The 26,823-nt window shown below is 70.1% G+C and carries 26 protein-coding genes; 11 read left to right on the top strand and 15 right to left on the bottom strand.

Going from position 1 to position 26,823, the window contains the following annotated elements; translation table 11 throughout:
• The first annotated feature begins 28 nt into the window (after positions 1-28).
• Complete coding sequence (locus tag J5X75_RS45455; protein ID WP_208468117.1) at positions 29-2,236, top strand: putative bifunctional diguanylate cyclase/phosphodiesterase; 2,208 nt, start codon at positions 29-31, stop codon at positions 2,234-2,236.
• A gap of 87 nt (positions 2,237-2,323) precedes the next feature.
• Positions 2,324-3,556, top strand: coding sequence for a glucose-1-phosphate adenylyltransferase (glgC, locus tag J5X75_RS15600; RefSeq protein ID WP_208468118.1), 1,233 nt, complete (start codon positions 2,324-2,326; stop codon positions 3,554-3,556).
• On the opposite strand, the gene J5X75_RS15605 is transcribed toward glgC, so the two are convergent.
• The 6 genes from J5X75_RS15605 to J5X75_RS15630 form a co-directional block, all read right to left on the bottom strand.
• Positions 3,553-4,059: a hypothetical protein gene (locus tag J5X75_RS15605; RefSeq protein WP_208468119.1), complete on the bottom strand. Its 507-nt coding sequence runs from the start codon at positions 4,057-4,059 to the stop codon at positions 3,553-3,555. The genes glgC and J5X75_RS15605 overlap by 4 nt on opposite strands.
• Positions 4,060-4,394: 335 nt before the next feature.
• Positions 4,395-5,408, bottom strand: a complete 1,014-nt coding sequence (locus tag J5X75_RS15610) for an AraC family transcriptional regulator (protein ID WP_208468120.1) — start codon at positions 5,406-5,408, stop codon at positions 4,395-4,397.
• Between the two features lie 10 nt (positions 5,409-5,418).
• The gene (locus J5X75_RS15615) at positions 5,419-5,790 is read right to left on the bottom strand and encodes a phospholipase (RefSeq protein ID WP_208468121.1); all 372 of its coding nucleotides are present in this window, start codon (positions 5,788-5,790) and stop codon (positions 5,419-5,421) included.
• A complete protein-coding gene (locus J5X75_RS15620) occupies positions 5,787-7,178 on the bottom strand; it encodes a DUF4331 domain-containing protein (RefSeq protein ID WP_208468122.1) in 1,392 nt (463 codons plus the stop codon). Before J5X75_RS15620 ends, J5X75_RS15615 begins: the two co-directional genes overlap by 4 nt.
• Before the next feature lie 33 nt (positions 7,179-7,211).
• Complete coding sequence (locus J5X75_RS15625; protein ID WP_208468123.1) at positions 7,212-7,493, bottom strand: hypothetical protein; 282 nt, start codon at positions 7,491-7,493, stop codon at positions 7,212-7,214.
• A gap of 103 nt (positions 7,494-7,596) precedes the next feature.
• Complete coding sequence (locus J5X75_RS15630; RefSeq protein WP_208468124.1) at positions 7,597-8,481, bottom strand: lytic polysaccharide monooxygenase; 885 nt, start codon at positions 8,479-8,481, stop codon at positions 7,597-7,599.
• A gap of 121 nt (positions 8,482-8,602) precedes the next feature.
• Here J5X75_RS15630 and J5X75_RS15635 point away from each other — a divergent pair, with 121 nt between their 5' ends.
• Positions 8,603-8,971: an FKBP-type peptidyl-prolyl cis-trans isomerase gene (locus J5X75_RS15635; protein ID WP_208468125.1), complete on the top strand. Its 369-nt coding sequence runs from the start codon at positions 8,603-8,605 to the stop codon at positions 8,969-8,971.
• 184 nt (positions 8,972-9,155) lie between these two features.
• On the opposite strand, the gene J5X75_RS15640 is transcribed toward J5X75_RS15635, so the two are convergent.
• Both J5X75_RS15640 and J5X75_RS15645 read right to left on the bottom strand, forming a co-directional pair.
• On the bottom strand, positions 9,156-10,037 hold the full coding sequence (locus tag J5X75_RS15640; protein ID WP_208468126.1) for a hypothetical protein: 882 nt from the start codon (positions 10,035-10,037) through the stop codon (positions 9,156-9,158).
• Positions 10,038-10,080: 43 nt separating this feature from the next.
• The gene (locus tag J5X75_RS15645) at positions 10,081-10,290 is read right to left on the bottom strand and encodes an RNA-binding S4 domain-containing protein (RefSeq protein WP_183219058.1); all 210 of its coding nucleotides are present in this window, start codon (positions 10,288-10,290) and stop codon (positions 10,081-10,083) included.
• Positions 10,291-10,389: 99 nt separating this feature from the next.
• Here J5X75_RS15645 and J5X75_RS15650 point away from each other — a divergent pair, with 99 nt between their 5' ends.
• Positions 10,390-11,181 carry a DUF1775 domain-containing protein gene (locus J5X75_RS15650; protein WP_208468127.1) on the top strand — a complete coding sequence of 264 codons (792 nt, stop codon included), beginning with the start codon at positions 10,390-10,392 and terminating at the stop codon, positions 11,179-11,181.
• A gap of 252 nt (positions 11,182-11,433) precedes the next feature.
• Here J5X75_RS15650 and J5X75_RS15655 read toward each other — a convergent pair whose 3' ends face one another.
• Entirely contained in the window at positions 11,434-12,357 is a 924-nt protein-coding gene (locus tag J5X75_RS15655) for a DHH family phosphoesterase (RefSeq protein WP_307798099.1), read from the bottom strand.
• A 207-nt stretch (positions 12,358-12,564) separates the two neighbouring features.
• Between J5X75_RS15655 and zwf the strand changes: the two genes are divergently transcribed.
• Positions 12,565-14,058 (top strand): glucose-6-phosphate dehydrogenase, encoded by a 1,494-nt coding sequence (gene zwf / locus J5X75_RS15660; RefSeq protein WP_208468129.1) that lies wholly within the window; start codon positions 12,565-12,567, stop codon positions 14,056-14,058.
• A gap of 158 nt (positions 14,059-14,216) precedes the next feature.
• On the top strand, positions 14,217-14,570 hold the full coding sequence (locus J5X75_RS15665) for an STAS domain-containing protein (RefSeq protein WP_229806805.1): 354 nt from the start codon (positions 14,217-14,219) through the stop codon (positions 14,568-14,570).
• A gap of 7 nt (positions 14,571-14,577) precedes the next feature.
• Here J5X75_RS15665 and J5X75_RS15670 read toward each other — a convergent pair whose 3' ends face one another.
• The 6 genes from J5X75_RS15670 to J5X75_RS15695 all read right to left on the bottom strand — a co-directional run bounded on the left by J5X75_RS15670 (position 14,578) and on the right by J5X75_RS15695 (position 22,577).
• Positions 14,578-15,621: an ROK family protein gene (locus J5X75_RS15670; RefSeq protein ID WP_208468130.1), complete on the bottom strand. Its 1,044-nt coding sequence runs from the start codon at positions 15,619-15,621 to the stop codon at positions 14,578-14,580.
• A gap of 127 nt (positions 15,622-15,748) precedes the next feature.
• Complete coding sequence (mmsB, locus tag J5X75_RS15675; protein WP_208468131.1) at positions 15,749-16,993, bottom strand: multiple monosaccharide ABC transporter permease; 1,245 nt, start codon at positions 16,991-16,993, stop codon at positions 15,749-15,751.
• Positions 16,990-18,525, bottom strand: coding sequence for a multiple monosaccharide ABC transporter ATP-binding protein (gene mmsA, locus J5X75_RS15680; protein WP_208468132.1), 1,536 nt, complete (start codon positions 18,523-18,525; stop codon positions 16,990-16,992). The genes mmsB and mmsA overlap by 4 nt, the downstream gene beginning before the upstream one ends.
• A 73-nt stretch (positions 18,526-18,598) precedes the next feature.
• Complete coding sequence (chvE, locus tag J5X75_RS15685; protein WP_372450886.1) at positions 18,599-19,726, bottom strand: multiple monosaccharide ABC transporter substrate-binding protein; 1,128 nt, start codon at positions 19,724-19,726, stop codon at positions 18,599-18,601.
• A gap of 25 nt (positions 19,727-19,751) precedes the next feature.
• Positions 19,752-21,236, bottom strand: coding sequence for an L-arabinose isomerase (gene araA, locus J5X75_RS15690; protein WP_208468133.1), 1,485 nt, complete (start codon positions 21,234-21,236; stop codon positions 19,752-19,754).
• 357 nt (positions 21,237-21,593) lie between these two features.
• Positions 21,594-22,577 carry a LacI family DNA-binding transcriptional regulator gene (locus J5X75_RS15695; protein WP_208468253.1) on the bottom strand — a complete coding sequence of 328 codons (984 nt, stop codon included), beginning with the start codon at positions 22,575-22,577 and terminating at the stop codon, positions 21,594-21,596.
• Between the two features lie 168 nt (positions 22,578-22,745).
• On the opposite strand from J5X75_RS15695, the gene J5X75_RS15700 reads away from it, so the two are divergent.
• From J5X75_RS15700 to J5X75_RS15720, 5 genes are all read left to right on the top strand, one after another.
• Positions 22,746-24,167 (top strand): DUF2252 domain-containing protein, encoded by a 1,422-nt coding sequence (locus J5X75_RS15700; protein ID WP_208468134.1) that lies wholly within the window; start codon positions 22,746-22,748, stop codon positions 24,165-24,167.
• Positions 24,168-24,192: 25 nt separating this feature from the next.
• Positions 24,193-24,600: a pyridoxamine 5'-phosphate oxidase family protein gene (locus J5X75_RS15705; protein WP_208468135.1), complete on the top strand. Its 408-nt coding sequence runs from the start codon at positions 24,193-24,195 to the stop codon at positions 24,598-24,600.
• 3 nt (positions 24,601-24,603) lie between these two features.
• Positions 24,604-25,566, top strand: coding sequence for a pirin family protein (locus tag J5X75_RS15710; RefSeq protein ID WP_208468136.1), 963 nt, complete (start codon positions 24,604-24,606; stop codon positions 25,564-25,566).
• A gap of 37 nt (positions 25,567-25,603) precedes the next feature.
• Positions 25,604-26,107: a hypothetical protein gene (locus J5X75_RS15715; RefSeq protein WP_208468137.1), complete on the top strand. Its 504-nt coding sequence runs from the start codon at positions 25,604-25,606 to the stop codon at positions 26,105-26,107.
• A gap of 90 nt (positions 26,108-26,197) precedes the next feature.
• Entirely contained in the window at positions 26,198-26,815 is a 618-nt protein-coding gene (locus J5X75_RS15720; protein ID WP_208468138.1) for a DUF6292 family protein, read from the top strand.
• The last annotated feature ends 8 nt before the right edge of the window (positions 26,816-26,823 follow it).

Consider the following 26,823-nt stretch of genomic DNA (forward strand, 5'->3'; position numbering starts at 1 on the left):
GGCAACCGCGCGCGGGTGCACTGGCCCGATGCCCATCCGGTCCCCCCACCGTCGTCAGGCCTGGCAGTACCTGCTGGCCGGCGGCCTCGCGACGGTGCTCGCCCTGCATCTGCTGGGCGTCGGCGCCGCCTGGCTGATCCCGCAGGCGGCCGGAACCGTGATCCTCTGCCGGGCCGCCCGCCGGCACCGTTGCGGCTGGTGGCTGATCGCCGCGGCCGGCATCGCGGGTCTGCTGACCTCCGCCTGGTGGACGGTCCGGGCGGCGACCGGCGCCCCGCCGCCGCACACCACCCCGATGGGCCTGTCGCTCGCCCTCCAGTACGCCCTGCACGCGGCCGGGGCCGTGCAGCTCACCCGCGGCAAACGACCGGGATCGGCCGCCGAGTCCGGCGCCGTGGTCCTCTGCCTGGCGATGATGGCCTGGTCGTTCATCGTCCTGCCGTACCTGGGGGAACCCGGCTACCAGCAGGTCGACAACGCCCTGGTGATCCTCTACGGGGTGCTCGACCTGGGGATCCTGGCGGCCCTGCCGCTGACCGCGCGCCGGCGGCCGCTGCTCGCCGCCGGCGGTGCCGTGCTGCTCGCCGCGCACCTGGTCTACGCGGCTTCCGGCGGCCAGGGCACGCCGCCGCTGCTGCCGGGCGGGTGGCCGCACCTGGTCCAGCAACTGTGGTGGGTGCTGACGGCGGCCGCCGCGCTGCACCCGGCGGCGGCCCAGCCGGCCGTCACCGGGGAACGGGCCGGGCGGGCCGGGCTGATCGGCATGTACGTGACGGTGGTGGCCGCCCCGCTGCTGCCGGCCGTCGCGAACCCGAGCGCCGTCGTGGTGGTCCCGGCGGTGCTGACGGCCGCGCTGTGCGGGCTGCTGATGCTGCGGGTCGGCCTGTCCAGCCGGCTGGCCGAGCGGCGGGCCCGGCAGATCGGGGCGGCCCTGCACGAGCAGCGGGTCCTGCAACAGCGCCTGGCGTACCGGGCCGGGCACGACGCGCTGACCGGGCTGGCCAACCGGGATCTGCTGCTCGATCACCTGGGCCGGGCCGCCGCCGGGGACCACCCGTACACCCTGATTCTCTGTGGGCTGGACGGGTTCAAGGAGGTCAACGACACGTACGGGCACGCGGTCGGTGACACCGTGCTGCGCCAGGCGGCCGGCCGGCTGCTGCTGTTCGCCCCCGAGGTGGACCTGGTGGCCCGGCTCGGCGGCGACGAGTTCGGCCTGCTGGTGACCGAGCCGGTGGACACCGGCGAGCTGGCGGGCCGGGTGATGGCGGCGATCGCCTCGGCGCCGTTCGTGGTCGGCGAGCGGTGGATCCCGTTGACCGCCCGGGCCGGGGTCGCGGACGGCGTACCGGGAAACGACGCCGTGCTGGGCGACGCCGACCTGGCCCTGCGCGCCGCGAAGCAGGCGGGCGGCGCGCGGCTGGCGCGGTTCGACGAGACGCTGCGCGCCGAGCAGAGCGAGCGCGCCCGGATCGCCGCCGGCCTGCGGCAGGCGCTGGCCGACGACGGCCTGTTCATGCACTACCAGCCGGTGGTGGACACCGCGACCGGCCGGATCCAGGGGGTGGAGGCGCTGATGCGCTGGCGCCGCGGCGACGAGATCGTCCCGCCCGGCGTGTTCATCCCGGTGGCCGAGCAGACCGGGCTGATCGGCGCGCTCGGCACCCGGGCGCTGCGGCTGGCCTGTGCCCGCGCCGCCGGATGGTACCGGGAGCACGGCCTCTATCTGACCGTGAACGTCTCCACCCACCAGCTGCGCGACCCGGGCTTCGCCGCCGGGGTGCGGGAAATCCTGGCGGAGACCGGACTGCCGCCGACCGCGCTGGTGCTGGAGATCACCGAATCGGTGCTCATCGACGCCGCGGACACCTCGGTGCTGTCGGCGCTGCGCGTGGACGGGGTCCGGATCGCCATCGACGACTTCGGCACCGGGTACTCGTCACTGGCCTACCTGCACACCCTGCCGGTCGACATTCTCAAGATCGACCAGTCCTTCATCCGCCGGCACGGTGACCCGCCACAGCCCCAGGACGTGAGCCTGACCAGGGCGATCCTGGAGCTGGCCCGCAGCCGGGGACTGATCGCGGTGGCCGAGGGGGTGGAGACCGCGGTGCAGGCGAACCTGCTCCGGGAGCTGCGCTGCCCGCTCGTGCAGGGCTTCCACTTCGCCCGGCCCTGCGCCGCCGAGGGGATCGACGCGCTCCTCCGGGAGGCGGCCCGGGTCCCGGCGGCCTGACCGGCAAGCCGATTGCAGCGGGCGCAAGATATTTCGAACCGCCCTTTCGGGTGGCGCGGGGGCGGCCGGAATATTAGCGTCCTTCCCATGGCTGTCAAGGTGCTTGCGATCGTCCTGGCCGGTGGTGAAGGCAAGCGCCTGATGCCCCTCACGGCGGACCGCGCCAAGCCCGGAGTGCCCTTCGGCGGCATCTACCGCATGATCGACTTCGTGTTGTCCAACCTCGCGAACGCGGGGTATCTGAGGATCGTCGTGCTGACCCAGTACAAGTCGCACTCCCTGGACCGGCACATCTCCAAGACCTGGCGGATGTCCACGCTGCTCGGCAACTACGTCACCCCGGTCCCGGCCCAGCAGCGGCTCGGCCCGCGCTGGTTCGCCGGCTCCGCGGACGCGATCTACCAGAGCCTCAACCTGATCAACGACGAGTCGCCGGACTACGTGATCGTCTTCGGCGCCGACCACATCTACCGGATGGACCCGAAGCAGATGGTCAACGACCACATCGCCTCGGGCGCCGCGGTCACCGTCGCCGGGATCCGTCAGCCGCTGTCGCTCGCCGACCAGTTCGGCGTGATCGACGTCGGCGCGGACGGCAAGCGCATCCGCGCCTTCCGGGAGAAGCCGAAGGACGCGCAGGGCCTGCCCGACTCGCCCGGCGAGGTGTACGCGTCGATGGGCAACTACGTCTTCACCACCCGGGCCCTGTGCGAGGCCGTCACCGCCGACGCGCAGAACCCGGACAGCAAGCACGACATGGGCGGCAACATCATCCCGATGCTGGTGGAGCGCGGCGAGGCGAACGTCTACGACTTCCGCGACAACGACGTGCCCGGCTCCACCGAGCGGGACCGCGGCTACTGGCGCGACGTGGGGACGCTCGACTCGTTCTACGAGGCCCACACCGACCTGATCGCCACCCTGCCGATCTTCAACCTCTACAACCACGACTGGCCGATCTTCACGAACTACGGCTCCTGGCCGCCGGCGAAGTTCGTGCACGGCTACGACGACCGTCAGGGCCGCGCCCTCGACTCGATGATCTCGCCCGGCGTGGTGATCTCCGGCGCCCTGGTCGAACGCTCGGTGATCTCACCGAACGTCCGGGTCAACTCGTGGGCCCACGTCGACGGGGCGGTCATCATGGAGGGCGTCTCGGTGGGCCGGCGCGCGGTGATCCGCAACGCGATCATCGACAAGAACGTCGTCATTCCGGAGGGCGCCCAGATCGGCGTCGACCTCGACCGCGACCGCAAGCTCTACACGGTCAGCGACAACGGCGTGGTGGTCATCGGCAAGGGCCAGCGCGTGGAGCTCTAGGCGGTCCTCGAGTAGCGGTAGCACTGCCAGAGGCCGCCGACCTCCTCGGCTTCCAGCCGGCTGTCGTTGTACCGTCCGATGCAGAGGGCTTTGACGTCCAGCTTCTCGCGGCACTGCCAGGTGTCGCCACGAAGCTCGGCGGCGGCCTTCGCCCGGTCACCCTTCGCATGCGTTTCCGCGCAATAACCGAGCATGTCGCTGATGCCGCCGAGCTGCTTCCGGCCACTGATACATAACCCGCTCTTGGGATTTCCCAGGTCCTGGAGCACGAGTTTCGGATCACTTTCTTCCGGAAATTCCCTCTTGCAGGCGGCGTCCAGGTCCACTTCCGAACGACAGCTTCCGCCGGTCGGACTTTCGTCGAATTTCCGGTCGCCGCAGTGGCTCTGGAAGTCGACACCCCCGACGATCACCTTGCCGAGCGGTTGCTCCTCGTCATCGCTACAGCCTGAGACACCGAACAGCGAAAGTGTCAGAACAACTCCGGACAGAGCAGTTTTCACAAATGTGTGCCGTGGCTTCACGTGATTTCTCTCCCCATTGCCGCCGCCGGAACAGGCGGCTCAGCCCGGACGTCAGAATGGCCCGGCGAATCCCGCAACGGCAATAGCGGAAAGGAGAATCACCCGATCTCACGACCCCCGCACGGGGTGGTCGGGAAAAGCATTTTAAAGGATGCCGTCAACCAGTGAATCCTCGCAACGGGTGGAAGGCCGACCCGCGCATCAGCCCGGCGGTCGCCTCGCTGCCGGGAGTGGGCAGACGGTCGCGCGGCTCGGCGGAACGGGGAGGATTCGGCGGGGACGCTCCACCCCGTACCGGAAAATGGTTTGAAGGGTCAGCGGCGGTCGCGGAGCGTTTGGGAGGGGGTCTCGCCGAAGCGGGTGCGGTAGGCGCCGGCGAAGCGGCCCAGGTGGGTGAAGCCGTAGCGGTAGGCGACCTCGCTGACGCTGACCTGGCCGGGGTCGGAGCGGCACAGTTCGGCGTGGACCGCGTCGAGGCGCAGGCGGCGCAGGTAGGTGAGCGGCGGCATGCCGACGTGCTGGCGGAACGACTCCTGCAGGACCCGGACGCCGACGCCGGCCAGCGCCGCCAGATCATGGATCGTGTAGGCCCGCCACGGCTCGGCGTGCATGGCGTCGAGGGCCCGTTTCACCGTGCGTGGCCGGTGCGGGCCCCGGAATCCGGCGGGCTCCTCGCCGTAGGGATGTTCGACGGTGAGCGCCAGGCCGCTGACCACCATGTCCCGCCAGCGGGCGGCCATCCGCGGACGGCTGGCCAGGGTGTCCGGTTCGCGTAGCTCGGTGAGCAGCAGCCGGACCATCGCCGCCCAGGTCCGGCCCGGGCCGTCGACCAGGTCGAAGGTGGCGCCCAGCGGAAGCGGGGAGATCATCCGCTGGTCGAGGGCGGCGTCCACCTCGCGTTCCAGGGCGGCCCGCTCCACCTTGACGCTGATCAGCCGGCAGGAGCCGGGCCAGTCGACCTCGATGTCACCGGTCGGCCGGAACACCACGGCCCTGGTCGGATCGGCCAGGACCACGGCGCCGCGATGCCGGGTGCGCAGCATGCCGGTCAGCGGGACGAGCACGTGGTACGCCGTCTCGAGCGCCGCGATCGAGATCCGGATGTCGGTGCCGTAGCCGACCTCGCCGAGCGTGATCGGGCCGAGCACCGCCACATCGGCCTGAAACTGGAACCGGCCGGGGTCACCGACCGGTTCGATCCGCAGCGGTCCGTAGTACAGGTTCCGGCAGAAGGCGCTGGCCTCGTCCACATCGGTGGTGCGCAGGCTGATGTGAACCGGGACGTCCGCGCCCGGTGCCGCCGGGCCCGGAGACCGACCGCCTGCCATGGCGTCCAGATTAGACCGCCACCGGCCTCCGACCGGGAACCAGATTCGCCGGCCAGGTGACCTCGGCGACCGCGCCGCCACGGACTTCTACCTGGGTGAGCGGGGTGTCGTCGTCTTGCCAGACCACGTAACGGCCCTCCGGCAGGCTGTCGATCACCACACAGAAGGTGACACCGGAGCTGACATAACGGGCGCGGACCGCGGCATGCGTACGGGCGCCGGTGTCCCCCACCGGCGACACCTCGATCTCGTGGCCGAGCAGCTGGGCCGGCGTGTGGATGATCATCGCGCCGATCCCGCCGCCGATGTTCAGCATCACGGTGCCCTGCCCGGACGGCGCGTACGTGTGGTGGTGGTGCGGGTGCCCGTGGCCGTGGCTCATGAGGGGTTTCCGAATCCGTCGAAGGGGGTGCCGAGGAAGGGGAACTTCTTGAGCAGGCCGGCGCTGGCGTCCTTGATGCTCAGGCCCTGTTCGACCAGAGCGGCCGCGGCGTCCGGCTTGAAGTCGGCGTTCACCAGCGGGACGGTGACGCCGGCGATGGCGCGCAGCGAGATGGAGACGACGTCGTCGGCGATCCGGCGGCCGTTGGGGAAGCCGGCCAGGTCACCGCCGAGCAGGCCGAACTTGTTCTCCTTGGCGGCCGGTTCGATGGCCGTGTTCAGCCGCAGCATGTCGGCCTGGAGCGCGCCGGTGTTGTTCTGGAAGCCGTCGATCAGGCCGTCCGGGATACCGGTGAGCAGGATGGCCAGCAGGTCGGCGCGCGGCTCCTTGGTCTTGTTGAGCTCGGCCAGCTTGTCGAACAGGCCGGGGTAGAGCACCGGCAGGAGCGCTCCCAGCTCCGGCGTGGCGACGAACTCGGCGAACCGCTTGTCCTCGCTCGGCGGCAGGCTGTTCCACTTGTCCTTCTCCGCCATCGGCACGATGACCTCGTTGAACAGCGGGTTGCCGAGCCGGGAGACCTGCACCTGCGGGCCGACCACCACGTCGCCGTCGCCCTTGTTGCCGCGGACCTCCACCTGGCGGCGGCTGGCCGACGTCCACACGCCGATGACCGCGCCGGCGTCCTTGGCCCGGACCCGCTTCTTGCCGTCCCGGCGGACCATGTGCAGCGGGATCTGCAGCGCGATGCTGTGCACGTTGGTCTTGTCGGTGGCGTTGACCGCCTTGCCGGCGTAGTTGAACAGCTGCGAGCCGACCAGGTGCTTGTCCTGGAACGGGCGCAGCGTGCCCAGGTCGAAGATGGCGCCCAGGTCGACGAAGAACGCGTCGGCGCGCTGGCCGGCGAAGACCTTCTCGCCGGACTTCAGCTTGTGGACCGCGTCCTCGGCGAGCTTCTCGTAGTCCGGGATGGAGATCTTGCCGACGTTGCAGGGCGGGCACGGGAGCTTGCCGGCCAGCACCGTGCTCTTGCCGTGCTTGTCCACCTTGGTGACCGAGTAGAACTGGCGGCGGTTCCAGTTCTCGTCGTCCAGCGACTTGATCTGGCCGGTGTTGTAGAGGAACGTCTTGTCGTTGCGCAGTTCGGTACGGAACCGGAACTGGTAGGTGATGTCCGGGCGGGCGTCACCGTTCGCGTCGATGTGGATCTCGTACAGCACGTCGTCGCCGAACTCGAAGAAGTTCGGGCCACTGGCGGGGATCTGCAGCGGCACGTAGTTGGCGATGATCGTGACCGTGTCCGGATCGTCGGGGCTGACGAACGCGTACAGGTCGGAGCTGTCGGCGACCGGGTCCTTGCTGATCTCCGGCGCTTCGCGGTGGGAAGACATGTTCGGGGAATCTCCTGTCGAAACGGCGGAAGGTCAGCGTCCGGCGGCCTTGAGCAGGCTCTTCGCGAGGCTCTTGTCGGTGATCGTCTTGCGCTTCTCACCGGTGAAGACGTCGATCGTGCCCTTCTTCGCGTCGACCAGCGACAGGATCAGCGGCGAACCGTCGCCGTCGCCGCCGCTCGAGGACTCGCCGGCGAGGCTCAGCCCGGCCACCGAGACGGCGGAGACGCCGACGCCGGTGGCGGCGAGGGCCAGGACCCGGCGACGCGACAGCCACGAGGTACGGGACTGCGCGCGGTAACGAACACGACTCATGCTTGGCCTTTCGTCGTTGGGGGGCCTGACAGGCGGTGCATCGTCGACGCCCGTCAGTACGAGATCCACGAGCGGGCGGTTCAAACCTTTTTGACGAAACGGCTCAATGGATCTCCCGGCGGCGCGGGCGGCGGACGACGGCGACGAGAACGACCAGGAAGATCGCCAGGAGGGCACCGCCGATGAGCCAGTGGCCGAGTGTGCGGCGGCCGTCGGTGGGTTGATCGGCGGTCAGGACCAGTGGTGTGGCCGACGGCTCGGCAGGCGCTTCCACCGTCGCCTCGGCCGAGGGCTCGACCGACGGCTCCACCGAGGACTTTATGTCCGCTTTTTTCGTGACTTTTGCGGATGGGGTGGCGGACGGGGACGGGGCCGCCGCCACCGGGAAGGCCAGGTCGGAACACGAGTAATAGGTGTCCGGAGTGCTGCTCGTCTCCCACACCACGTAGAGGATGTGCCGCCCGCTGCGCCGGGGCAGCGTCACCCGCATCCGGTACGACCCTCCGGTCAGCGGCGGATCCTTGATCTCGGTCAGCTCGGTGAGGTCGGCCCACGTCAGCTTCCGCTCCGGCGAGTACCCCGGCCGGGTGAGATAGAGACGGAACGAGCCCTCGTGCGGAATGGTTCCCCGGTACGAGATCCGGAGCTTCTCCCCCGAGCGCACCGCCGTCGACGGGAAGTCGTCGCGGGCCAGGTCGAGCCCGCGGTAGGCGTCGATCCCGCCGCTGCACAGCTTCCCGTCCGGCACCCGCTCACGGTCGTCGTCCACGTTCGCGAGCCGCAGGTTGTCGTACGCCCCGAGGAACCCGCCGGTGGCCTTGAGCGCGGCCTTGCAGGCCGCGGTGTCGCGTTTCGTCCCGTTCCCGGCGCACGCGGCGCTGCGGCTGATCGGTGTGATCGGCGACCCGTGCGCCAGCGCGGGCGCCGGCACGAACGGCACGGACACGACGGTGAGCAGGCCGGCGAGGGCGAGACGGCGGACGAACATCAGATCTCCCGGGTACGGCGGGGACGGTGCCACCCGGGAGTACGGCTTTCGGGCACTGCTCGTTCAGCGGTGATCGACCTGTGATTGCATGGCCGAGTCCGGTAAGACATCTGGAGGATTCATGAGCAAGCCCGACGTCGGCCCCGTCCCCGACTCCCCCGCCACCGAACTGGTGATCGAGGACATCGTCGAGGGCACCGGCCCGGAGGCGAAGCCCGGCGAGTTCGTCAGCGTCCACTACGTGGGTGTCGCGCAGTCCACGGGCAAGGAGTTCGACGCCTCCTGGAACCGCGGTGAGCCGTTCGGCTTCCGGGTCGGTGGCCAGCAGGTCATCGCCGGCTGGGACCAGGGTGTGGCCGGCATGAAGGTGGGCGGCCGCCGTCGCCTGGTGATCCCGCCGCACCTGGGTTACGGGGCGAACGGCGCGGGCGGCGTGATCAAGCCGAACGAGACCCTCGTCTTCCTGGTGGACCTGCTCCAGGTCCACTGACCCGGTCTCGCTCGCCGGCGGCCGCCTCCCGGTGGCCGCCGGCGAGTGTCGTCTCAGGCCCTCGGCGCTCGCGGGGCGTCGCGCTCGGGCGCCGGGGCGGGTTCGTCACGGCGGGGCTCGTCACGGGGGTCACGGGAGGGCACGCCACCGGTCCGCACGACCTCCACGCCCTCCTCGATCGGGGTCATGCCTGCCTCAGCAGGGAATCGCAGCCGGTCTCCTCGGGCAGCAGCGGCCGGAACCGGACCTGCCACTTCTTTCCGGCGGACTCCCACGGCGTACGCTCGTTGGCCTTGTCCGCGGCGGCCCAGACGGCGTCCTTCGCCGCACCCTCGACGGTCAGGCAGTTGATCTTGAGTTGTTCGTTGAGGTAGCCGCCGGGCAGATCGGGGCCGGGCCAGCGGACCGGGGAACCGCCCGCGCCGTCGCCGGTGTCCTGGTAGGGCTGGGCCAGCACCGCCACCCGCTCCGCCCGGTACGGCTTCGGCGCCGGGCCGGTCGAGCCGGCGAACTCGGCGTCCAGCTTCTCGAGGAAGCCGGCCAGCCGTTTGCGGGCGGCGTTCTGCTCCTTCGTCAGCGCCCCGTCGTCGGGACGGGCCTCGCTGAGGGCCATCACGTCGACCACCTGCTCGCCGCCCGCGGTGACGACGCTGATCCGGGTGCTCGGCGCGTCGGCGACGCCCGGCATGCCGAAGTCGGTGCCGGTCTTCACGCCGGCCGCGACCGCCTCGGCGATCAGCTCACGCAACCGCTCCGGGCCGAGCCGGACCTCCTGGAGGTTGGGCAGCGCCTGACCGGGATAGATGAGCGGAGCCGGGCCCTCGCTCAGCAACCGTCCGTCGGCGTAGGCGGTGAACCGCGGAAGGCGGGAGGGGATGGTCTCGGCGGGCACGAAGCCGCCGCGGTACTCCACACGCAACGCCACCTGCTTGGAGTCGGCGGAGGCGGCGGTGCTCTCGACGACCGGCGCGCCGGCGGTCGTGTCGCCGGCGGCACCGGGCTGGGCGCACGCGCCCAGCAGCAGAAGGGGAACGGCGGCGGTCAGCAGGCCGCGGTTTCTGTTCATGACGGGTACGACGAGGCGCACGCCGTCCGGGTTCCGGCCCCGCTCAGGAAACCACCCGCGCCCGGCGGCCGAGCACCTCGACCACGTCACCCGGATGAAGCTGCCGGCCCCGCCGCAGGTCGACCTCGCCGTTGACGGTCACGTCCCCGGAGGCGATCAGGACCTTGCCCTCCCCACCGGTGTCGATGAGATCGGCCAGCTTGAGGAACTGGCCGAGCCGGATCATGTCGCCGTCGATGGGCACGTCACGCATACCTTCATCATCCACCGGCCGAGATCGCGGAAAACTCTTGGGTGGGCGTTGAACCATCGGGGCCGGTGATCCGAACTACATGTCGTGAGGCTTATCCGGATGGCCCGCCGTGCGGGCGCGCTGACCACTGTGACCACCGCCGGTGTGCTGGCGCTCGCCGGCCCGGCCGCGGCCGACGTGACGGTGAGCCCGCCCAGCGTGCCGCAGGGCGCGGGGGCGAACCTCAGCTTCCACGTGACCAACGAGGGCACCGCGCCGGTGACCGAGGTGACGCTGAAGATACCGGCGGACACCCCGGTGGCCGAGGTGTACCCGCTGTCGGTGAACGACTGGGCGCCACGGATCACGTACCGGAAACTGAGCCAGCCGCTGACCACGATCCACGGCGGCACCCCGGTGTCCGAGGCCGCCGACACGATCGTCTGGCTCGCGGTGAACGGCACGAGGATCGAGCCGGGCAAGTCCGCCGACCTGACCGTGGCGCTGGGCCCGATGCCGGCGCTGAGCTCGATGCGGTTCACCGTGGCGACGAAGTACGCCGACGGCAAGGCCGGTCCGGTCATGCCGGGCACGGTGACGCTCACCCCGAACGACGGGACCACCCCGGTGTCGCACCACGATCAGGGTTCCGGCGCGACCGGGACCTCGGACACCGAGGAAGCCCTGTTCCGGCAGCTCGCCGAGCAGGCGCAGGCGGGCCCGTCCTGGGTCACCGTCTCCGGCTGGCTGGTGGCCGGGCTGGTGCTGCTCGGCGCCGGATGGGTGCTGCTGCGCAACCGGCACCGGGCCACCGAGGACGAGCCGGGCGAGCCCGACGAGACGCCTTCCGGTGACGACGAGTCCGCCGAGAAGGAGCCGGTCGCGGCCGGAAAGTGGAGTTACAAGGGCTGAGACTCCCACCAGCAGGCCGGGCCTGCGGTTTGGGAAGATGAGGATTGTTCACGACGGCGGAGACGACGTGGGCCGCTCGCGGGCCGCGGAACTCGAGGCAGGTCGTGAACAGTCCTCACCTCACGCGGGTGGGCGTGAGGTTCGTCGTGGCTAGCGCGTGGGGCGCGGAAACCACGACCGGCGGGTGGGGCCCGGGCAAGGCCCGTGATCCGCGTGCTGTACGGGCGGGGCCTCGCGGCCCCGCCCGTACGGTCAGACCGGCACCACCCGCTCCGTGCGCAGCGCGTCGATGATCTCGCGTTCCACCCGTTCCGACTCGTCGTGCGGGACCTGGCAGGTGCCGGCCGCGAGGTGCCCGCCGCCGCCGTAGCGCAGCATCACCGAGCCGATGTCCACCGGGGAGCTGCGGTCCAGGATCGACTTGCCGCAGGCGAAGACGGTGTTGAGCTTCTGCCGGCCCCAGATGATGTGCACCGAGACCCGGGCCTCCGGGAAGAGCGCGTAGACCATGAACCGGTTGCCCGCCTCGATCACCTCCTCGTCGCGCAGGTCGACGACGACCACGTCGCCGTCCAGGCGGCAGACCCGGTGCAGCTGTTCGACGAAGCGGGCCGAGCACTCGTGGAAGAGCTGCGCCCGCTCCACCACGTCCGGCAGGGCCAGGATCTCGTGCACCTCGTTGTGCTCGATGCAGGCGTCGATGAGCTGCATCATCAGCTGGTAGTTGGAGATCCGGAAATGGCGGAACCGGCCCAGACCGGTCCGGCTGTCCATCAGGAAGTTGAGCAGCGTCCAGCCGGTCGGGCTGAGGATGTCGGTGAGCGAGTAGTCGGCCGAGTCGGCCTGGTCCACCGCGCGCATCAGCTCGTCCGACACCTTCGGGAACCGCTCCCGCCCGCCGAAGTGGTCGTAGATCACCCGGGCCGCGGACGGCGCCTCCGCGTCGATGACGTGGTTGCCCAGGCCCTTGGTGTTGCGCAGGGTCTCGGAGTGGTGGTGATCGAAGACCATGCTCGCGCGGGCGTCGTACGGCAGGTTCGTCAGGATGTCCCGGTCGGTGACGTCGACGACGCCGTCCTGCACGTCCTTGGGGTGCACGAAGAGGATGTCGTCGATCATGTCGAGATGGCGGAGCAGGACGGCGCACACGAGCCCGTCGAAGTCGCTTCTGGTCACCAGCCGGTACTTCACAGGGTCCCCCTCGGTTGCCAGACCATTGGCACCAGTTTGCCACTTTTTTCGCTATCGCCCTCCCGGCATCGACGTACGGACGTGTTCACCGCCACGTTGTCCCGCTTTCCAGGAAGCGAATGAACCCTGCGAGGGCCCTCGGCCGTAAGGTTCAGTCGGACGGTTACGACCCGGTCGGAGGACTCGCAGAAGATGGACCACGCACCTCAGCTCATCCAGGAGCGCAGCGCGCCGCCAGCCACGCTGGTGATCTTCGGCGCCTCCGGCGACCTGACCCGCCGCAAGCTGCTGCCGGCGGTCGAGAATCTGGCCCGCCACGGCCGCCTGCCCGACCAGTTCGCCCTGGTCGGCGTCGCGCGTACGCCGATGACCGACGACCAGTTCGCGGAGAGCGCGCTGGGTGGCCGCAGCCTCGCCGACAAGCGCCAGCTCGCCGGCGGCGTGCGCTACGTGGCCGGCGGCTACGACGACCCGGAGACCTACAAGCGGCTCGCCGAGACGCTGGACGAGCTGGACGCGGTCCGCGGCACCGCCGGCAACCGGCTGTTCTACCTGTCCACCCCGGCGGGCGCGTTCGAGCCGGTGATCAACGGGCTGGCCGGCGCCGGGCTCAACCAGCCGCGCGAGGGCTCGTTCTCCCGCCTGGTCATCGAGAAGCCGTACGGGCGGGACCTGGCCACCGCCCGCGAGCTGGACGGCGTGGTGCACAGCGCGTTCGAGGAGCACCAGGTCTTCCGGATCGACCACTACCTGGGCAAGGACACCGTCCAGAACGTTCTGGCGCTGCGCTTCGCCAACTCGATCTTCCAGCCCATCTGGGACCGCTCCTGGGTCGACCACGTGCAGATCACCGTGGCCGAGACCCTCGGCGTCGGCACCCGCGGCGGCTTCTACGAGCACGCCGGCGCGATGCGCGACATCGTGCAGAACCACGTGCTCCAGGTCCTGGCCCTGGCGCTCATGGAGCCGCCCGCGTCGTTCGAGGCCGAGGGCCTGCGCAACGAGAAGGTGAAGCTGCTCCAGGCGATCCGGCTGCCCACCGACCGGGACATCGCCGACGCCGCCGTCCGCGGCCAGTACACCCGCGGTGGCACCCGTGAAGAGCTGATGGCCGGCTACCGCGAGGAGGTCGGCGTCGACCCGCTGTCGCGCACCGAGACGTACGCGGCGATGCGCCTGAACGTGGACAACTGGCGCTGGGCCGGGGTGCCGTTCTACGTGCGTACCGGCAAGCGGCTGCCGGCCCGGCTCACCGAGGTGGCGCTGCAGTTCCAGCGGCCGCCGCACCTGCCGATCCCGGACGACCAGCTGACCGGCCTCGAGGCGGACGCGCTGATCCTGCGCATCCAGCCCAACGAGGGCATCTCGCTGCGCTTCGGCGCCAAGGTGCCGGGTCACTCCTTCCGGGTCCGCACGGCGAGCATGGACTTCTCGTACGACCAGACGTTCGTCGAGGAGTCCCCGGAGGCGTACGAACGACTGCTGCTGGACGCGCTGATCGGTGACGCGTCGCTGTTCATCCGCAGCGACGAGGTGCAGCAGTGCTGGCGGATCGTCGACCCGATCATCGAGCACTGGGCGAAGGACAACTCGCCGATCCCGACGTACGAGGCGGCGTCCTGGGGCCCGACCGACGCGGACCGGCTGATCGGCCGCAACGGGCGCAAGTGGCGAAACGCCGCCTGACCGGCGGAACCTGCGGGTGACGGCGGGCTCGCATAGGGTGGTCATCATCCTCGATCGCTGAGCCCGCTCCAGGAGGGTCATGCAGAACCCACATCGAGTTGCAGGGGCCGCAGCTCAGCGCCCTGGCCTCAACCGTTCTGAATGATCCTCCTGGCCCGATGGAAAGACAGACGCATATGCAGGTCTCGGTCGCGCACCATCCACCGAACACGGCCGTGCTCGTCCTGCGCGGATCGCTCGACATCGACACCGCGCCGGCCCTCAAGGCGAACCTCAGCCGTCTCGTCGAGCGCCCCGCCCCACGGGTCGTCGTGGACGTCTCCGGTCTCGACTTCTGTGACTCGATGGGCGTGGGCGTCCTGGTCACCGCGCACGGGCGAGCCGCCGAACGGGGTGGCTGGGTCCGTCTGGCCTCCCCGTCCGGTTTCCTTCGCAGGCTCTTCGACACCCTCGGGCTCAGCGACTACCTGCCGATGTTCCCCGACGTCGCGGCCGCCCTGAAGGAGGAGTGAACCGGGCCTATCCGGCGATCACCGCGTTGAGGGCGGCCACCGCGGCGCCCCGGGAGCCGGCCATGTCCCGGTCCGGGACCAGGGCGAAGGTGGCCACCGCCTTCTGCTCGTCACGCAGGCTGGTGCTCTCCCGCACGGTGTTGAGGAACCACTGCCGGAAGTGCGGGGCCGCCTCGACCACACCACCGCCCAGGAAGTAGGCGGCCGGGTCGGTGAAGTTCGCCGCGATGGTGAACAGCTTGCCGATCGCCTTGGCCTGCTGCCCGAACACCGCGAGCGCCATGGCGTCGTCCTTCTCGGCGTACCCCCGCAGGGCCTTGGCGGCGGCGCTGATCGGCTCGCTCGCCAGCGGGTGCTCCGGGAACCGGGTCAGCCAGTAGGGCAGCAGGTTGTTCTTGATGCCGGTCAGCGAGGCGACGCTCTCCACGTCGCCCTCGAAGCCGCAGTTGCACCGCGGGACCGGCTGGTCGTCCTCGAGGACGCCGTGCAGCGGGATCTGCACGTGGCCCAGCTCGCCGGCCATCCCGGCGGCGCCGCGGACCACCGCGCCGGCCTCGACCACACCGCCGCCCAGACCGGTGCCGACGATCGCGGAGACCGACGAGTTCGCCGCCGCGGCGGCGCCGAAGTGCTGGTGGTGGGCGTAGAGGGCGGCCGCGTTGCCGTCGTTGTTGTAGACCACCGGCAGCCCGAGCCGGGCCTCCAGGGCGCCGCGGATGTCGAAGCCGTGCCAGGACACGTGGTTGAAGTTGGTGGCGCCCTTCGACGAGATCACGCCGTTGGCGCTGGCCGGGCCCGGGGTGTCCAGGCCGACCGCGCGAATTAGCGAACGCGGTGTCCTGGTCAGCTCGAGGATGCCGGTGAACGCGTCGGCGAGCGCCTCGACGGCCGACTCCGGGCCGTCCAGCACCCGGCTCGGGTTCTCCACCAGGTGGTCGACGAGGAACTGCCCCGTGGCGTCGAGCACGGTGGCGTTGTTGCAGGTGCCGCCGTTGTCCAGCCCGACGACGGCCCAGGAGGACGGAGTGCGTACCGATTCAGCCTGATCCACGGTCCTGAGCCTAGGGCCTGGCCGGGGATCACCCAAGCATCAAAGGAGGCCGGCGCTTCTCCCAGGAAGCGCCGGCCTCTCATCCGTCCCGGTTCAAGGCCCTGCACCGGGACGGCGTGTATCTACCTCAGCGGGCGCCCGCCGTGCGGCGCTTCGACCAGACGTCGAAGGCGACCGCGGCCAGCAGCACCGCGCCCTTGACGAACATGACCGTCTCGGTCTGCCAGCCGAGCAGGCCGGCGCCGTTGTTGATCACACCCATGATCAGGCCGCCGGTGATGGCGCCGACCACCTTGCCGACACCGCCCTGGACCGCGGCGCCGCCGATGAACGCGGCCGCGATGGCGTCCAGCTCGAAGCTGTTGCCCGCGGTCGGGCCGGCCAGGTTGAGCCGGCCGGCGAAGATCAGGCCGGCCAGAGCGGCGAGCACACCCATGTTGACGAACAGCCAGAACACCACCGACTTGACCTTGACGCCGGAGAGCGTCGCGGCCTGGAGGTTGCCACCGACCGCGTAGATCTGGCGGCCGAAGACGGCCCGGTTGGTGATCAGGGTGTAGCCGACCACCAGCAGTGCCAGCAGGACGAGCACCCAGGGCAGGTTGCGGAACCGGGCGAGCTGGATGACCAGGAACATCACCAGCGCGGCCGGGACGACGACCTTGACCGAGAACAGCCACGCCGGGTCGACGACCTGGTTGTAGCGGATCCGGCCGGCGCGGGCCCGGTACTGCACGATCGCGATACCGGCGACGACGGCCACGCCGACGATGATGCTGAACAGGTCGGCGCCGCCCAGTGGGCCGAGGCCGATGTTGCCGAGGAAACCGGGGATGAAACCGTTGGCCAGCGTCCGGATCTCGTCCGGGAACGGGCCGATGCCCTTGTTGCCGAGGATCATGTACGTGACGGCGCGGAACAGCAGCATGCCGGCGAGCGTGACGATGAACGCGGGGATGCCGAAGTACGCCACCCAGTAGCCCTGCCAGGCGCCGATCAGCGCGCCGAAGATCAGCGTCGCCAGGATGGCGAACGGCCAGGGCACATCCCATTCCACCATCAGGACCGCGGCGAACGCGCCGGTGGCCGCCACCACCGAGCCGACCGACAGGTCGATGTGGCCGGCGATGATGATCAGCACCATGCCGATCGCGAGCACCAGGATGTACGAGTACTGCACGATGATGTTGCTGAGGTTCTGCGGCGCCAGCAGGTCGCCCTCGGTCGCCACGGTGAAGGCGACGACGATCAGCGCGAGCGCGATGTAGATGCCGCTCTGCTTCAGGTCGAAGTTGACCTTGCGGGGCGCCTGCCCCTGGGGAGAGGGCCCCTTGCCTGGCTGCACGCCGGTGCTGGTGGGTGCGGCGGTCACGGCGCCACCTCCTGTACTTCCTTCGTCATCAGGGTCATCAGGCTTTCCTGCGTGGCTTCGGCGCGCGGCACCTCGCCGGTGATCCGGCCGGCCGAGAGGGTGTAGATGCGGTCACAGATCCCGAGCAGCTCGGGCAGCTCGGACGAGATGACCAGGATGGCCTTCCCCTCGTCGGCGAGCCGGTTGATGATCGTGTAGATCTCGTACTTCGCGCCGACGTCGATGCCGCGGGTCGGCTCGTCGAGGATCAGCACGTCCGGATCCGTGAAGATCCACTTGGAGAGCACGACCTTCTGCTGGTTGCCGCCGGAGAGCTTGCCGGTGATCGCCTCGACGCTGGGGGCCTTGATGTTCATGCTGGCCCGGAACTCGTCGGCGACCTTGTACTCCTCGTTGCCGTCGACCCAGCCGGCCTTGGCCAGCTTGCCGAGCGCGGCTGCGGAGACGTTGCGCTTGATGTCCTCGATCAGGTTCAGGCCGAAGCGCTTGCGGTCCTCGGTGGCGTACGCCAGCCCGTGGTCGATCGCCTCGCGCACGCTACGGGCCTGGATCTCCTTACCGTCCTTGATCAGGCGGCCGGAGATGTTGACGCCGTAGGAGCGGCCGAAGACGCTCATCGCCAGCTCGGTACGGCCGGCGCCCATCAGTCCGGCCAGGCCGACGATCTCGCCGCGGCGCAGCGTCAGGTTGGCTCTGCGGACCAGGGCCCGGTCGGGCTGGGTGGGACTGTAGACGGTCCAGTCCTCGATCCGCAGCGCCTCGGGGCCGATGGTCGGCTCGTGCTCCGGGTAGCGGTGCTCCATGTCGCGGCCCACCATGCCCGAGATGATCTTGTCCTCGGTGAGGTCCGCGGTCTCCGCGGTCCAGATGGTCTTGCCGTCCCGCAGGATGGTGACCCGGTCCGAGATGCTCATGACCTCGTTGAGCTTGTGCGAGATGATCACACAGGTGATGCCCTCGTCACGCAGGCCGCGCAGCAGGTCGAGCAGGTGTGCCGAGTCCTCGTCGTTGAGCGCCGCGGTGGGCTCGTCGAGGATCAGCAGCTTGACCTCTTTGGACAGTGCTTTGGCGATCTCCACGAGCTGCTGCTTGCCGACGCCGAGCTGAACGACGGGCGTGACCGCGGTCTCCGAGAGACCGACCCGGCGCAGCAGCTGGTCGGCCGCCGCGTTGGTCCGGTTCCAGTTGATCCAGCCGTTCTTGGCCTGCTCGTTTCCGAGAAAAATGTTCTCGGCGATGGAAAGATTCGACGCGAGCGCCAGTTCCTGGTGAATGATGACGATGCCGCGGTGCTCGCTGTCGCGGATCCCGGAGAACTGGCAAGGCTCGTTCTCGAACGAAATGTCGCCCTCATAGGTGCCGTGCGGATAGACGCCGGACAGCACCTTCATCAGGGTCGACTTGCCGGCCCCGTTCTCCCCGCAGATGGAGTGGATCTCTCCCCTGCGTACTTCCAGGTTGACGTCCTGCAGCGCCTTGACGCCCGGGAACGTCTTGGTGATGCCGCTCATCCGCAGGATCGTGTCGGTCATGGGGACCCTCCTATTGGGCCGCGGGGGAGGCCGCGCCCCGCCCGCTGGGGTCGGGCGGAGCGCGGAGCCCGGATCACTTCAGCTGGTCGGCCGTGTAGTAGCCGCTGTCGACCAGTTCCTTCTGGTAGTTGTCCTTGGTCACGATGACCGACTCCAGAAGCATCGCCGGAACGACCTTGACGCCGTTGTTGTAGTCCGTGGTGTTGTTGGTCTCCGGGGTCTTGCCCTTGAGGATGTCGTCCGCCATCTTGCCGGTGGTCTCCGCCAGCTTGCGGGTGTCCTTGTAGATGGTGGAGTACTGCTCACCCGCGATGATGGACTTGACCGAGGCGAGCTCGGCGTCCTGGCCGGTCACGATCGGGTAGGGCTGCGACGCGGTGCCGTAGCCGCCCGACTTCAGGGCCGACAGGATACCGATCGAGATGCCGTCGTAGGGCGAGAGAACGCCGTCGACCTTCGCACCGCCCTTGTAGGTGGAGGTGAGAAGGTTCTCCATGCGCTTCTGAGCGGTCTCCGGGTCCCAGCGCAGGGTCGCGACGGTCTCGAAGTCCTTCTGGCCGCTCTTGACGACGAGGACGCCCTTGTCGATGTACGGCTGGAGGATGCTCATCGCGCCGTTGAAGAAGAACGTCGCGTTGTTGTCGTCCGGCGAACCGGCGAACAGCTCGATGTTCAGCGGGCCCTTGGCGCCGGCGTCGGAGCCGTCCGCGTTGACGACCTTGAGGCCGGTCAGCAGAGAGGTGGCCTGCTGAACGCCCACCTTGAAGTTGTCGAACGTGGCGTAGTAGTCCACGTTCGGGCTCTTGCGGATGAGGCGGTCGTACGCGATGACCTTGATGCCCGCCTGGGCGGCGTTCTCCAGCTGGCTGGTGATCGCCTCGCCGTCGATGGACGCGATGATCAGCAGCTTGGAGCCCTTGGTGATCTGGCTGTCCAGCTGCTGGGTCTGGGTCGGGATGTCGTTCTCGGCGTACTGCAGGTCGACCTTGTAGCCGAGGCCCTCGAGCTGCGACTTGAGGTTGTCGCCGTCGTGGATCCAGCGCTCCGACGACCGGGTCGGCATGGTGATGCCGACCAGGGCGCCCGCGTTGTCACCGCTGGAGGCCTGCTTGTCGGTGGTCTTCTCGGCGTCGCCGCAGGCCGCCATGGTGGCGGTCAGCGCGGCGGCGGTGAGAACAGCCGCAATCCGGGTTAATTTCACGGTGGATCTCCTCTTTGAGACGGTGTTACAGGGGGCGAGCCAGGCGGTGGTACGCCTGGTTCCAGCGCACCCGGTCGAGAAAATCGGCCGGGGTGGTGCGCTCATCGATCAGCAGAAGCTCGGTCTGCGCCATTTCGGCGAAGTCACGCAGGGTCTCCGCGCCGACCGCCTGCGTCAGCACGGTGTGGTGCGGTCCGCCGGCCGTGATCCAGCACTCGGCGGAGGTGGACAGCGAGGGCGCGGGCTTCCACACGGCGCGCGCCACCGGCAGGTGGGGCAGCGGCTCGTCCGGAGCGATCACCTCGATCTCGTTCGCGACCAGGCGGAACCGGTCACCCATGTCGGCCATGCCCATGACCACCGCCGGGCCGGGGGCCGCGTCGAAGACCAGGCGCACGGGGTCCTCCCGGCCGCCGATCCCCAGCGGATGGATCTCGGCACGCGGCTTGGCCGACGCGATGGACGGGCAGACCTCGAGCATGTGCGCGCCGAGGATCTTAGGCTCACCCGGACCGAAGTGGTAGGTGTAATCCTCCATGAATGAGGTACCACGTCCGGTTCCGGAACCCATCGCCTTCACCGTGGCGACGAGCACCGAGGTCTTCCAGTCGCCCTCGCCGCCGAAGCCGTACCCGTCCGCCATCAACCGCTGCACGGCCAGGCCGGGGAGCTGGCGCAGACCGCCGAGGTCCTCGAAGTTGGTGGTGAAGGCGCCGAAGCCGCCCTCGGTGAGGAACTGCCGCAGGCCGGCCTCGATCCGGGCGGCGTAGCGGAACGACTCCAGACGCTCGCCGAGCAGCTCGGGCGCGATCTCGAAGGCGTCGCGGTACTCGGCGATCAGCTTGTCGATCTCCGCGTCCGCCACCCGGTCCACGACCGCGACCAGGTCGTTCACCCCGTACGTGTTGACCGAGACCCCGAAGCGCAACTCGGCCTCGACCTTGTCGCCCTCGGTGACCGCGACGTCGCGCATGTTGTCGCCGAAGCGGGCCAGGCGCAGACCGCGCAGGTGCTGCAGACCGGTGGCGGCGCGGGCCCAGGCCTCGACGCGCTCGACCACGGCCGGGTCGGACACGTGCCCGGCGATCACCTTACGCGGCACACCGAGGCGGGCCTGGATGAACCCGAACTCCCGGTCGCCGTGGGCGGCCTGGTTGAGGTTCATGAAGTCCATGTCGATGGTCGACCACGGCAGCGACACGTTGTGCTGGGTGTGCAGGTGCAGCAGCGGCTTGCGCAGCGCGTCCAGCCCGCCGATCCACATCTTGGCCGGGGAGAACGTGTGCATCCAGGCGATGATGCCGATGCAGTCACGATCCGCGTTCGCCTCGAGCATGACCTGCTTGATGGCGCCGGAGTCGGTGAGCACCGGCTTGCCCACGATCTCGGCGCTGACGCCGGCCGCGGCCAGGGTCCGCTGGATCTCAGCGGACTGGTCGGCGACCTGCTGGAGGGTCTCCGGGCCGTAGAGATGCTGGCTGCCGGTCAGGAACCAGATCTGCGGGTTCATCGTGTTTCCTCGGTTCTCTCGAAATTCAGCGGGCCTCGGGCACGCCGCAGGCATCACGCTGAGTATTTGTCACACAGGGACCGCCGCACGCTGAACGCGTCAATGATCTTAGCCGGGCAGGGCAGGCCTCACGGCGGAGTCTGTCACCGAGAGTGGGCGACACCGCACAACCTGTACGGTCTGTGGACATTGCCTGTACCTCCGATGGGCGGCCGGCGCGGTGGCGGCGGCCACATCCCGGCGGAGAATCCCAGTGTTATCGCTAACAAAAGACCTGTCAACGGCGCTCGGCAACAACGAGGTAACAGCTCGGCAATCAGGCCGGACGGCCGCCGGAAACAGGGGCCGGACGACCCCTCAGGCAGGGCGCGACACGCTCTCCCGGACGATCAGCTGAGGCGGTACGACGATCTGGTGCGCCGTGCCGGCGTCGTCCCGCATCTGGCCCAGGAGCAGGCTCAACGCGGCTCTCGCCACGTCTCCGAAGGCCTGCCGGACGGTGGTCAGCGGCGGGATGAAGTAGGCGGCCTCGGGCACGTCGTCGAAACCCACGATGCTGACGTCGTGCGGCACCCGGCGGCCCCGCTCGTGCAGCGCCCGCAGGATGCCCAGGGCCAGGTGATCGTTCGCCGTGAAGATGGCCGTGACCTCGGGCATCCGGGCCAGCATCTGGCCGGTGCGGTAGCCCTCGGCGGCGGACCAGTCGGCCGACAGCAGCGGCGGCACCTCGGCGCCCGCCTCCAGCAGCGTCTGCTTCCACCCCTGGATGCGGCCGGCCGAGTCGAACCAGTCGGTCGGGCCGGACACGTGCCACACCGTCTCGTGACCGGCGTCCAGCAGGTGCCGGGTCGCCGCCCGGGCCCCGGCCACCTGGTCGACGGTGACCAGCGGTCGGCCGCTGGCCGGGTCGCCGTCGATGAACACCACCGGCACGTCGCCGGGGATCTCGGCCAGCGCCTCGGCGGCCGACGCCACGTTGGCGATCACCACCAGCCCGGCCACCCGCTGGTCCAGATGCCGGTCCACCACCGCGGAGATCGAGGAGCGGTCCAGCTCCCGGACGCTGCCCACGCTCACCGCGAAACCGGCGTCCGCGGCGGCCTGCTCGAACTCGGTCAGCATCGAGGCCGGCCCGTACAGCGTGCTGTTGCGGGCGACCACGCCGATCAGCTGGGACCGGCCGGTGACCAGGGCCCGGGCCGCGCGGTTGGGCCGGTAGCCGAGCTCGGCGATGGCGGCGCGGACCCGGATGCGGGTCTGCTCCTTGACATTGGGATGATCGTTGAGGACACGCGAGACGGTCTGATGGGAGACACCGGCCAACCGGGCCACATCCGTCATCGCCGGGCTACGGCTGGCCTTGTCCACTTGCGCACCTCGTCCGATCCGGTTCTGATGGAGCGTAACGCCGAACCGCCACTGGCCCGCGTCGCAGAAATGTTATCGATAACATCCGCTTTTCACGAGCCCCACGCGGACGATCTTCGCCGACACGTACGCTCGGCAGCGATGGAACCAGCAGTGACGATCAACGGGCCGGGTGTGCTCGGCAGCCTAGCGGACGAGGGATTCACCTCACTTCGCCGGGCCGCCGCCCCGCGCGCCGAACGCTACGAGACAGGCCGCGGCCTGCGCGAACGCTCACCCCGCTCGGAGATGGCCCACTGGCGGGCGCCCGACCGCCGCCCCGATCCGGTACGCCAGGTGATCGCCTCCCACGAGGGCCGGCTCGACCACCTCGTCCCGGTGCGGATCGGGCGCATGATCGTCTCCCCGTACTCCTTCCTGCGCGGCACCGCCGGCCTGATGGCCGACGACTTCGCCGCGCTCCCCTCGACCGGCATCGCCCCGGTCATCTGCGGCGACGCCCACCTCGGCAACTTCGGCTTCTACGCCTCGCCGGAGCGCGAACTGGTGTTCGACCTCAACGACTTCGACGAGGCGCACACCGGCCCGTGGGAGTGGGACCTGCGCCGGCTCGCGGTGAGCGTGCACGTCGCCGGCCGGGTCAACGGCTTCCGGGAGAGCTCCTGTTCGGACGCCGTGGCGCACTGCGTCGAACAGTACCGTGAGCAGATCGGATATCTCGCCGATCAGCCGTTGCTGGCCCGCTCGTTCGACCAGCTGGACGTCGACGGGATGCGCTCGCACGCCAGCCGGGCCAGCTTCCGCGACGAGATCGAGCGCGCCGCCCGGCGGGCCCGGCGGCGCACCAGCGACCGGGCGCTGCCCCGCTTCACCGAGCGGCACGACGGCACCGCCCGCCTGGTCGAGGAGCCGCCGCTGATCACCCGGCTGCCGGAGCGGGAGCACGAGCAGCTCGCCGAGGCGCTCGACGGCTACCTCAACACCCTCAAACCGCACTGGGCCCGGATCCTCGGCGGCTACCGGATCGTCGACATCGCGCACAAGGTGGTCGGCGTCGGATCGGTCGGGCTGCGGGCCTACGTCGCCCTGTGCGAGGGCAGCAGCAGCGACGACGTGGTCTTCCTCCAGCTCAAGCAGGCCCGCCGGTCGGTCGTGGCGAAACACCAGCACGGCGACCTGGCCTGGCACCGGCACCAGGGCCAGCGGGTGGTCGAGTACCAGCAGGCGCTCCAGACGGTCAGCGACCCGCTGCTCGGCTGGACCACGGTCGGTGAGCACCAGTACTACGTGCGCCAGTTCCGCGACATGAAGGGCGCCATCCTGATCGAGGACATCAACGCCGGGGCGCTCGCCGACTACGCGGGCATCTGCGGTTCACTGCTGGCCAAGTCGCACGCCCGGACCAGCGGGGCGTCGATGATCGCCGGCTACGTCGGCAGCGGTGACAAGCTCGACGAATCGCTCAGCCGGTTCGCGAAGGCGTACGCCGATCAGGTCGAGGCGGATCACGCGGCGCTCACCCAGGCGGTCCGCCGCGGCCAATTGCCGGCGGAGCCGGCATGACGATCGACTTCTTGGAGGTACGCCCGTGAGCGGCTCGATTCCGATCGGCTCCCCCGCACTGGCCGAATTCTGGACCGAGCGGCACCTGTGCACCCTCACCACCCTGCGCGCCGACGGATCACCGCACGTGGTGGCGGTCGGCGCCACCCTCGACCCGGGCGCCGGGCTCGCCCGGGTGATCTCCTTCGACACCTCCACCAAGGTGCGCAACGTCCGGCGCGGGCAGCGCCGGGTGGCGATCTGCCAGGTCGACGGCCGCCGCTGGAGCACGATCGAGGGCCTGGCCGTGGTCCGCGACGACCCGTCCTCGGTCGCCGAAGCCGAACGCCGGTACGCCGGCCGCTACCGCGTCCCCCGGCCCAATCCGTCCCGGGTCGTCATCGAGGTGGCGATCACCCGCATTCTCGGGTCGGCGTCGCTACTACCCTCGTAAGGCATGAGCACCTCGCTGTACGCCGCGGAACCCAGCCCGGTCGGTGAGCCGGACAGCGTGCTGCTGCCCGGCCACGACGTGCCGCTCGGGCGGTACACGACGGTGCGCCGCCTGCTCCCGCACCGGGAACGGCGGATGATCGGCGCCTGGTGCTTCGTCGACCACTTCGGGCCCGACGACGTCAGCGGCCGCCCCGGCATGCAGGTCCCGCCACACCCGCACACCGGTCTGCAGACCGTCACCTGGCTGGTCGAGGGCCTCATCGAGCACCGTGACAGCCTCGGCAGCCACCAGTTCATCGCGCCCGGCCAGCTCAACCTGATGACCTCCGGGCACGGCATCGCCCACTCCGAGTACACGCCACCCGACCACCCCGACGGCATGCACGGGCTGCAACTGTGGCTCGCCCTGCCGGAGGAGGCCCGGCACGGCGCCGCCCGCTTCGAACACCACGAGAACCTGCCCACCCACCGCGACGGCCCGATCACCGTGACCGTCGTGATCGGACGATTCGGCGACCTGACCTCGCCCGCCCACGTGCACTCGCCGCTGACCGGGGCCGAGCTGCACTACGCGGCCGCGGCCACGCACACGGTCGGCCTGGAGCCGTCCTTCGAGCACGGGGTGCTGGTGATGTCCGGGACGGCCACCGTCGACGGGACGGTCCTCGAACCCGGGTCGCTGCTCTGTCTCGGCTCCGGGCGTACCTCGCTGGATCTCGACGTTTCCGGGCCGGCGCGGCTGTTCCTGCTCGGCGGCGAGCCGTTCGACGAGCCGCTGGTCATGTGGTGGAACTTCGTCGGCCGCAGCCACGAGGACATCGTCCGGGCGCGGGAGCAGTGGATGGCCGGTCTCGGCGCCGAGCGCTTCGGCTTCGTGGGTGGTTGCGCGGCCGATCCGCTTCCGGCTCCCGAGCTTCCGACGGTACGGCTGAAGGCGCGCGACCGGCACGGCCGGACCCACTGAGCTTTACTCTCCGGCGGGACGTTGCCATGATCACCCGATGACGCCCGCCCGACTCCTCACGGCGCTGGCCGGCGTCCCCGGTCTGCACCCGCGCGCCGACCAGCGGGTCCCCCCGATCATCACCTGGGACGACGGGCCCTGCGGACGGACCGCCACGGCCGCCCTCACCGCCGCCGGCTTCCGGGTGAGCGAGCCGTTCTGGGCCGGCGGGCTGGTCGACACCCGCGACCCGGAACCCTGCGTCTTCCAGCGGGTGCTGCGCCCGGAGACGGCCGCGCTGCTCTACCTGCACGGCGCCGAACCGGACACACCGGACGGTGACCGCGCCCTGGCGCTGCGGGTCTTCGCCACCGACCTGCCCGGCGGGGGCCACCTGCCCGGCGACCCGTCCGAACAGCTCGCCGTCCACCTGCTGGTCGGCGAGGCGGGTGACGCCGACTACGGCGGGGACGCGCTGTTCACGCGGATGGGCGAGGCGGTGCGGGCCACTTTCGGCGGCCGCGCCGGCCTGCTCGACATCGTCCGCCGGGCCGCGATCTGATGCCACCCTCGCCCACCCGGCCGCAAACCGCGGCCGTTCTCACCCGCCCGGCCGGGATCTGATGCCGCCCGTCGCCCGCCCGGCCCTGCGATGAGCGGGCTGGCGCACGCCGGTTACATCCGGGCGGTGGCCGCGGCGCTGGAGGCCGCCGGGGTGCCGGTCGCTGACTGGCGTGCCGACGACGGCGTGCCGCGCGACGGCTGGATCCCCTTCGATCTGGCCCGGCAGGTCCAGCTGCACGGACGGCCGGTCTGGGACCACGACGAGGCCGGGGCCGGATGGTCCGAGGAGGATGGTTGGCATCTACTCACCGTCGACGACCCCGGTGGCCGCGACATCCGGGTGGATCGTCCGCTGAACGTGGCCACGGTCGCCGCGCCGTCCTCGGTGGCCCGGGCCGTGACCGAGCTGGCCGGCATTCGGACCGGCGGGCCGGGTGGCATTCAAACCGGCGGGCCGGGCGGCATTCGGACCGGCGGGCCGGGCGGCATTCGGAGCGGCGGGCCGGGCGGCATTCGGACCGGTGGGCATTCCGCCCACGGGAGCCCGGAGGGCGGTGATCCCGGAATGCGGGAGGTGGACGCCGACTTCCCGGGCCGGCGGGCGGGCACCGGGGATCCCGCCTTCGAGGCGGCTCTGCGCCGATATTCGGCGGGTCGCACAAAGTGCGTTGACGGGTGGCCGGACGCGGCGGAAGGTCGAGGGTAGAACGACGA

The sequence above is a fragment of the Actinoplanes flavus genome (genome assembly GCF_017592555.1).
GTDB classification, from domain to species: domain Bacteria; phylum Actinomycetota; class Actinomycetes; order Mycobacteriales; family Micromonosporaceae; genus Actinoplanes; species Actinoplanes flavus.